This is a genomic window from Burkholderia sp. Ac-20349 (assembly GCF_017104865.1).
Taxonomy (GTDB): domain Bacteria; phylum Pseudomonadota; class Gammaproteobacteria; order Burkholderiales; family Burkholderiaceae; genus Burkholderia; species Burkholderia aenigmatica.
The window spans coordinates 1-840 of the sequence record NZ_JAAGPM010000363.1; the positions used below are offsets into that span (position 1 = coordinate 1).

Sequence of the window (840 nt, forward strand, 5' to 3'; positions counted from 1 at the left end):
CCGGGCAAGAGGAAATCTACGTTCACGCGCAGCGCGATCAGAACATCCACGTCAACCACGACGAAACCACGTTCGTCGGTCACGACCGCAGCGAGCAGGTCGAGCACGACGAGACGATTGCGATCGGCAACGACCGTAAGGAGGCGGTGGGGCACGACGAGCAGGTCGCGATCGGGCAAGACCGGCGGCACGACATCGGGCAGGACGACTTTCTGACCATCGGTCGCAACCACACGATCACGACGGGCAAGGACCGCACGGAAGCGGTGGGCAATAACCGCCGCGACAAGACGGCTGCCAACCACACATTGGACATTGGGGGACACCTGAAGCAGCAGGTACAGGGCCGTATCGATGTCGAGGCCGGACAGACCATGACCACGCGAACCAAGGTCATCGAGCTACAGGCCGGCGACGTGTTCCGGCTGCGCGGCCCGGGCGGCACCATCACGCTGGACGATAGCGGAATTACCTTCAGTGCCGTGCTGACGCAATTCAATGGCCCGATGGCCGGCGGTGACGCTGGCCGTGGCAATCCGTTCGGTATCAATGGTCAACCGCAGCCTGAACAACCCATCGATCCCAACGAAGTCTCGCTCTCCGAGTAGAACCTGGAATCCTCCATGCTTATCAGCTTTCCCTTCCTGGGCACGCCTCAACCACGAATCGACGATGACAGGAACGACGGTACCTTCGGCCTCGGTGAAAAGAGTGGCAAAGGCAGTTTCCCCGTTAGCCATCAGTTCGGTTGGCATGGCGGTGTGCATCTGGTCGCGCCAGGCCCCGACGCGAATCCGGAACCGGTGCGCGCCATTGCCGACGGCGAGGTCGTGTTTGCGC

General features: G+C 62.0%; 2 pseudogenes. Both read left to right on the forward strand.

Features of this window, described 5'->3' with window-relative positions:
• A pseudogene (locus G3N61_RS39230) lies at nt 1-608 on the forward strand (type VI secretion system tip protein VgrG); the annotation flags it as partial.
• A 15-nt stretch (nt 609-623) separates the two neighbouring features.
• Nucleotides 624-840 (forward strand): annotated as a pseudogene (locus tag G3N61_RS39235) (hypothetical protein); the annotation flags it as partial.